The organism is Streptomyces sulfonofaciens (genome assembly GCF_014656295.1).
Classification (GTDB): domain Bacteria; phylum Actinomycetota; class Actinomycetes; order Streptomycetales; family Streptomycetaceae; genus Streptomyces; species Streptomyces sulfonofaciens.
Map to the genome: position 1 here is coordinate 132,826 of NZ_BNCD01000021.1, position 6,799 is coordinate 139,624.

The 6,799-nt window shown below is 71.5% G+C and carries 6 protein-coding genes and 1 riboswitch; of the genes, 3 read left to right on the forward strand and 3 right to left on the reverse strand.

What is annotated here, in order from left to right; translation table 11 throughout:
• Positions 1–28 precede the first annotated feature (28 nt).
• Complete coding sequence (locus tag IE313_RS27920) at positions 29–871, reverse strand: M23 family metallopeptidase (protein ID WP_189937030.1); 843 nt, start codon at positions 869–871, stop codon at positions 29–31.
• A gap of 2 nt (positions 872–873) precedes the next feature.
• Positions 874–1,030: riboswitch (cyclic di-AMP (ydaO/yuaA leader) on the reverse strand.
• A 479-nt stretch (positions 1,031–1,509) separates the two neighbouring features.
• Here IE313_RS27920 and IE313_RS27925 point away from each other — a divergent pair.
• The 3 genes from IE313_RS27925 (at position 1,510) to IE313_RS27935 (ending at position 3,298) form a co-directional block, all read left to right on the forward strand.
• Positions 1,510–2,307, forward strand: a complete 798-nt coding sequence (locus IE313_RS27925; RefSeq protein ID WP_189937031.1) for a tyrosine-protein phosphatase — start codon at positions 1,510–1,512, stop codon at positions 2,305–2,307.
• A 213-nt stretch (positions 2,308–2,520) separates the two neighbouring features.
• Positions 2,521–3,138: a helix-turn-helix domain-containing protein gene (locus tag IE313_RS27930; RefSeq protein ID WP_189937032.1), complete on the forward strand. Its 618-nt coding sequence runs from the start codon at positions 2,521–2,523 to the stop codon at positions 3,136–3,138.
• Positions 3,131–3,298, forward strand: a complete 168-nt coding sequence (locus tag IE313_RS27935) for a DUF6126 family protein (protein ID WP_189937034.1) — start codon at positions 3,131–3,133, stop codon at positions 3,296–3,298. The genes IE313_RS27930 and IE313_RS27935 overlap by 8 nt, the downstream gene beginning before the upstream one ends.
• A gap of 28 nt (positions 3,299–3,326) precedes the next feature.
• Here the strand turns inward: IE313_RS27935 and IE313_RS27940 are convergent, their stop codons facing one another.
• Both IE313_RS27940 and dxs read right to left on the reverse strand, forming a co-directional pair.
• Entirely contained in the window at positions 3,327–4,769 is a 1,443-nt protein-coding gene (locus IE313_RS27940) for an aspartate aminotransferase family protein (protein WP_189937036.1), read from the reverse strand.
• A complete protein-coding gene (dxs, locus tag IE313_RS27945; RefSeq protein WP_229925015.1) occupies positions 4,766–6,679 on the reverse strand; it encodes a 1-deoxy-D-xylulose-5-phosphate synthase in 1,914 nt (637 codons plus the stop codon). Before dxs ends, IE313_RS27940 begins: the two co-directional genes overlap by 4 nt.
• Positions 6,680–6,799: the final 120 nt, after the last annotated feature.

Genomic DNA, 6,799 nt, shown 5'->3' on the forward strand with positions numbered 1-6,799 from the left:
CCGGTCCCGGACGTCCCGGGACCGCCGGTCAGACGTTGACGCCGTGCGAGCGCAAGTACGCCACCGGGTCTATGTCGGAGCCGTAGTCGGGCGTCGTGCGGATCTCGAAGTGCAGGTGCGGTCCCGTCACGTTGCCCGTCGCGCCGGAGATGCCGATCTCCTGCCCCTCCTTCACCGTCTGCCCCGCCGTGACCTTCAGCGCCGACATGTGCGCGTACTGGGAGTACTTGCCGTCGCTGTGCTTGATCACGACCTGGTTGCCGTAGGCGCCGCCCCAGCCCGCGGTGACGACGGTGCCGTCGGCCACGGCGTGCACGGAGGTACCGGTCGGCACGATGAAGTCCTGACCGGTGTGGTAGCCGCTGGACCACATGCTGCCCGCCTGGTGCCACGGCGTGCCCAGCGTCGCGCCCTCGACCGGCAGCGTGTAGCCGGAGCCGGTGCTCGGGGCGGCTGCGTCGGTGGCCTTGCCGGCGGAGGACTGGGCGGCGGGAGCCTTGGCACCGGACGCCCTGCCGTCCGCCGCGGCGGCGGACGCGCCGCCGAGCACCAGCTTCTGGCCGGGGTGGATCAGCGCCGGGTCGTCGCCGATGACCTTGTGGTTGATGCGGTACAGGTGCTTCCAGCCGCCGCGCACGTGCTTCTCGTGAGCGATCTTGGACAGGGTGTCGTGCGGCTTGACCGTGTACGTGCCGTGCGCGTGCTTCTTGGCGTCCGCCTGCTGCGTGTGGGCGGCCACCGGGGCGGCCGCGTGGGCGCCGGTGGCGGCCATCAGGGGCAGTGCGAGCGCGGCGCTGCCGGTTCCTGCGACGGCGAGCTTGCGGGTCAGACGCTGGGACTTGGGACGACGGTGCTTACCCTTCGCGGGCATGGGACATTCCTCTCCGGCGCCTACGAGGTGAGCTGTCGGGTTCGGACTGGAGATGCCCGGCCGCGCTGTGCGGCTTCACCCCTAGCCGTTCCGGAACTCCCGGACCGGCGAACTGCGTGCGGTTCCCCCGCTCCTGCCAGGCATGGGTGGGTGTGCGGTTCCCGGGCGGTGGCAGGACTCGGCGTCCGCCCGGAGTGAGCGTGACGCTAAGCGAACCGGATCGGCGACCACAAGCGGCCATCTGCCGCGATGGGCCGGTGTGGACCGGTTTCCTAGATCCATCGCACGGTTCGCGGTGACGCTCCGTGGCGCGATGATCTCCACCGGGCTCCCAACAGGCGTCAACCGGTGGGGAGTCGGCCCACCGCTGCCGGCCACCCACCGTCACGATTATGATCCTGCTCACGACCGTCAGGGCCAGACAGCCCCATTCTCGGGCCAGTTCGACAAATACCTCTGATATCCACAGACACCCCATCAACGGACATACAGGCGAATCCGCTCGGGCATCACCAGGTGGCCCACTGCGCGTTCGGCGGGGAAGATCGGCTCTCTCGATCGTGGCGGACCCGTGCCGTATCGTCGGCAGCGCGCCCTGCCGGCGAGCAGCGCCGGCGGTACGACCGGGAGGAGCACCCGTGACGCAGCAGGTCCCGTCGACCGAGCCCGAGCTGTCCGGTGTGCGCAATTTCCGCGACGTGGGAGGGCTGCCGACCGTCGACGGCCGGCGCGTGGCGTACGGGCGGTTGTTCCGCAGCGGCCACCTGGCGCATGCCACCGAGGACGACGCGCGCTTCCTGGCCTCGCTGGGCCTGTCCACGATCTTCGACTTCCGCAATGCCGCCGACCGCGAGCTGGAGGGCCTCGACGTACCGCTGGACGGGGTGCGCAACGTGAGCATCCCGCTGACGGACCCCGCGCACGGCGCCGAGTTCTGGACGATGGTCCGCGAGGGCAGCCTGGACGAGCTGCGCGGCCTGCTGGCCGGCGGCAGGGCCGCGGGCCGGATGCTCGCCTCGTACCGCATGATCGTCAGGACCCGCACCCAGGACCACGGCCGGGTGCTGCGCGCCCTGGCGGACGGCAGCGTGCCCGCGCTGATGCACTGTGCGGCGGGCAAGGACCGCGCCGGTCTGTCGATCGCGGTGACCCTGCTGGCACTGGGGGTGGAGCGGGACGCGATCGAGGCGGACTACCTGAAGTCGAACGCCGCGCACCGCCGTTACAAGGTGCACCGCAGCAGTTCCTCGCCGGACGCGATGTCCCCCGAGGTCATGGAGCTGCTCAGCCCGCTCTTCGACGCCCGCGCCGAGTACCTGGCGGCCGCCTTCGACGAGATGGAGAAGAACTGGGGCAGCGTGGAGCGCTACCTCGCGGACGGTCTGGGCGTCACCCCCGAACTGCGCGAGAGCCTCCGGGCGAAGCTGCTCGACTGATCCTGCCCACGCGAGCCCGCCCGTCCCCGGCCCGGGCCCGGGCGGAGCCCCCCGTTCCCGCCTCCGCGCAGCCGCCCGGCCGGGCCCGGGCGGGGTAACCGCCCGCCCGAGTCCACCCGAGTCCACCGCGCGGCCCTACGGAGACCCTCAAAGGATTTGCCTTGGAGGCAAAGAACTTGCCTCCAAGGCACCCCGTCTGGCTCCATCAGGGGTATGAGTCCCGCCGACGAGACGATGCCCTCCGTCGCGGTGCGGCTGCGAGAGCTGCGCCGCCGCGCGGGCCTGACCCTGGAGGCCGCGGCCCGGACGGCCGGTCTCTCCCCGGCCCACCTGTCACGGCTGGAGACCGGACGGCGCCAGCCCTCGCTGCCCCTGCTGCTCACCCTCGCGCGCTCCTACGGCACCACCGTCTCGGAGCTGCTCGGCGAGACGGCACCGGGGCCCGGCGCCGTCGTCCGCGGTGCCGAGGCCGGTCCGCGCCGCACCGGGGGCTGGACCTACTGGCAGGCCGGCGCGCCCGGTCGCGGGATGCAGGCGCTGCGCCTGCGCATCCCGCACGGCTCCCAGGGCGACATCGTCCGGGTGCACCCGGGTGAGGAGTGGCTGTACGCGCTCCAGGGCCGGTTGCGGCTGCGCCTCGGCGACACCGAGCACGTACTGGCGCCCGGGGACAGCGCCCACTTCGACTCGCTCACACCACACCGACTGGCCGCCGCGGACCCGGGCGGGGCGGAACTGCTCTTCGTCCACACACTGCTGCAGAGCCCGGCCGAGGCGCTGTGCCTCGGTGACACGGCCGGCGGCCGACATCCAGGAGGCGGACATGCCTGACCGCGAACGGGACGCCACGGGCTCCCTCGTCGACCCGACCCACCCGATCGAGGACCGCATCCCCCGGGGGATCTGGGTGCGCGTGCTGATCTACGTGTGCGCCGGGCACATCCTGGCGGCCTTCCTCTTCCTCCTCTTCACCATCGGCGGCAAGGGCTGACGGCCACCCGGGCGGGCGGCCGCCACCGCTACCGGTTGGCCATGGCCTGCTTGACGAGCGTCCTGCCGAAGTCCCACATGAGCCCGCCGCCGCTGTGCGCGTCGTCCATCACGGCGGTGAAGGCGGTCACGAAGCGGTCCACCTCCTCCTCCCCCACGATCAGCGGGGGGATCAGCTTGATGACCTCCAGGTGGTCACCGGAGACCTGGGTGAGGATCCGGTGCCTCTGCAGCAGCGGCACCACGACCATCTGGGCGAAGAGGCCCTTGCGGGCCGCCTGGAGCATCGTCCAGCGGCTGCGCAGCTTCAGGGAGGTGGGCCTGCCGAACTCGATACCGACCATCAGGCCCCGGCCCCGCACGTCGCTGAGCAGCTCGTAGCGGTCGACGAGCGCGCCGAGGCGGGACTTCAGCAGGTCACCGGTGGCCCTGGCGTTCGCGACGACCTGCTCGTCCTCCATCACCGTGAGCACCGCGAGCCCGGCCGCCATGGCCTGGGCGTTGGCCCCGAAGCTCGCCGAGTGGACCAGCACGCGGTCCATCGACGAGTAGACCTTCCTGAAGATCCACTCCTTGCCGAGCGTGGCGCTGACCGGCACGTAGCCGCCGGAGAGCGCCTTGGCCACGCACACCAGGTCCGGTTCCACGCCGTCCTCGTGCTGATAGGCGTAGAAGTCCCCGGTACGGCCGAGACCGGTCTGCACCTCGTCGGCGATGAGCAGTGCCTTGTGCCGGTGCAGCAGCTCCTGGGCGGCCCTGAGGTAGCCCGGCGGTGTCTCGTGCACGCCCTTGCCCTGGATCGGCTCCACGATCAGGGCGGCGACGTCTCCCTTCCTGAGCTCCTTCGCCAGTGCGTCGAGATCACCCAGCGGTATCGGCGTGTCGGGCAGCAGGGGTGCGAACCCGTCGCGGAAGCCGCTCTCGCCGTTGACCGACAGGGAGCCCGTGGTGAGCCCGTGGAAGGCGTGCGTGCAGTACAGCACCCTGGGCCTGCCGGTGGCGTAGCGGGCGAACTTCAGCGCGGTCTCGACGGCCTCCGTACCGCTGTTGCCGAAGAACACCCGCTCCAGGTGGGGGCTGTGGGTGAGCAGCTTCTCGGCCAGCAGCCCGGGCAGCGGCTGGCAGTCGAAGCGGGTCAGGTCGGCGAGCGAGGCGTCGAGCACGTCGTGCAGGGCCTTGCGGACGACGGGGTGGTGGCGGCCCAGGCCCATCACGCCGAACCCGGCGAGCATGTCCAGGTAGTCGTTGCCGTCGGTGTCCCAGAAGTACGCGCCCTCGGCCCGCTCGTAGACCTTGTCGAAGCCGATGGTGTGGAGCATCCGCGGCAGTTGGTGGTTGAGGTAGCGGGCATGCAGGTCGTAGCGTTCGGCGCCGCGCTCGGCGAGGAGCCTGCCGAGGTCGAACGACTCGCCGCCGCCGGTCCGCCCGGGTGCGCGGTCGTCGGTCTCGTGGGCCGGTGGTGGGGTGGTCATGCCTGTTTCTCCTTGGCTGCCGGCCGGCCTGCTGCCTGCCTTTCCGGGGCGGCGGGTGTCCCGCCGATCCGGCCGGCGATCTCGACGGGCGTGAGCCCGATGTCGGCAAGCACCTCGCCGCGCTTGGCGTGCGCGAGGAACTGCTCGGGGATGCCGAACCGCCGCACGGGGACGTCGACCTCGGCGTCGCCGAGCGCCAGCGCCACCGCGGCGCCGACGCCCGCGGCCCGGCTGTTGTCCTCGACGACGGCCACGATGCGGTGCTCGGCGGCCAGCGGGACGAGGGCCGGGTCGACGGGTTTGACCCACCGCGGGTCGACGACCGTGCAGCCCAGGCCCCGGGCCTGAAGCAGCTCGGCCACCTGGAGGCACACCGGAGCCATCACGCCCACGGCGACCAGCAGCACCTCGGGCCGCTCCGCGCGGTGCAGCACGTCGAGGCCGCCGATCCGGTCGACGGCGGCGATCGAGGGACCCACCGACTCCTTCGGGAACCTCAGCACGGTCGGGGCGTCGTCCACGTCGACTGCCTCGCGCAGCAGGGCGCGCAACTGGTCGGCGTCGCGCGGGGCGGCGATCCGCAGGCCGGGCACCACCTGGAGGACCGACATGTCCCACATGCCGTTGTGCGAGGGCCCGTCGACTCCGGTGACACCTGCCCGGTCCAGGACGAAGGTGACACCGCACCTGTGCAGCGCGACGTCCATCAGTAGCTGGTCGAAGGCACGGTTGAGGAAGGTGGCGTAGACGGCCACCACCGGGTGCAGACCGCCGGTGGCCAGGCCCGCCGCGGAGACGGCGGCGTGCTGCTCCGCGATCCCGACGTCCCACACCCGGTCCGGGAACCGCTCGGCGAACTCGGTGAGCCCCACCGGGTCGAGCATCGCCGCGGTGACCGCCACGATGTCCTCGCGCTCGGCACCGAGCCGGGCGATCTCGTCGCCGAACACCGACGTCCAGGAGGGACCGCCGGCGGGTTTCAGCGGCTCGCAGGTGAGCGGGTCCATGACGCCGACGGTGTGGAAGCGGTCGGCCTCGTCGGCGAGCGCGGGTTCGTAGCCGCGGCCCTTCTCGGTGAGGCAGTGCACCAGGACCGGGCCGTGGAAGCGCTTGGCGCGCCTGAGCGCCGACTCGACGGCGGCGGTGTCGTGGCCGTCGATCGGACCGAGGTACTTGAGGCCCAGGTCCTCGAACATGCCCTGCGGGGCGAATGCGTCCTTGAAGCCCTTCTTGGCACCGTGCAGCGAGTCGTAGAGCGGCTGACCCACCACCGGGGTGCGTTGCAGCACGTCCTTGCCCCAGGCCAGCACCTTCTCGTAGCCGTCGGTGATGCGCAGGGTGGCGAGGTGGTGGGCGAGGCCGCCGATGGTGGGTGCGTAGGAGCGTTCGTTGTCGTTGACGACGATGATCAGGGGGCGGTCCTTGGCCGCGGCGATGTTGTTCAGCGCCTCCCAGGCCATGCCTCCGGTCAGCGCGCCGTCGCCGATCACGGCGACGACATGGCCGCTCCCGCCGCGCACCTCGCGCGCCTTGGCGAGACCGTCCGCCCAGCCCAGGGCGGTGGAGGCGTGGCTGTTCTCGATGACGTCGTGCTCGGACTCCTCGCGCGAGGGGTAGCCGGACAGACCGCCCTTGCCGCGCAGCTTGGAGAAGTCCTGCCGGCCGGTGAGGAGTTTGTGGACGTAGCTCTGGTGGCCCGTGTCCCACAGGATGCGGTCGACGGGTGAGTCGAAGACCCTGTGCAGGGCGATGGTCAGCTCGACCACGCCCAGGTTGGGTCCGAGGTGCCCTCCGGTCCTGGCGACCGCCTGCACCAGGAACTCGCGGATCTCCCCGGACAGTACGCCGAGTTCCTCCTCGGACAGCGCCTTCAGATCGCGCGGCCCCCGGATGCCCTCCAGAATCGTCATGCTCGGGCCCCCTCTCTGTGCCTGCTCGGATTTCCGTTCCTGTGGTCAGCTCACGGTGACGGCGGGCTCCCCCGAGGCGATGCCGTCCTTCTCCATCTGCTCGGCGATCTTCATCGCCTC

Excerpts from the sequence above, each read along its gene's own strand:
- IE313_RS27920 (WP_189937030.1), bottom strand. The coding sequence starts at position 871 with ATGCCCGCGAAGGGTAAGCACCGTCGTCCCAAGTCCCAGCGTCTGACC.
- dxs (WP_229925015.1), bottom strand. The coding sequence starts at position 6,679 with ATGACGATTCTGGAGGGCATCCGGGGGCCGCGCGATCTGAAGGCGCTG.
- IE313_RS27935 (WP_189937034.1), top strand. The coding sequence starts at position 3,131 with ATGCCTGACCGCGAACGGGACGCCACGGGCTCCCTCGTCGACCCGACC.
- IE313_RS27930 (WP_189937032.1), top strand. The coding sequence starts at position 2,521 with ATGAGTCCCGCCGACGAGACGATGCCCTCCGTCGCGGTGCGGCTGCGA.
- IE313_RS27940 (WP_189937036.1), bottom strand. The coding sequence starts at position 4,769 with ATGACCACCCCACCACCGGCCCACGAGACCGACGACCGCGCACCCGGG.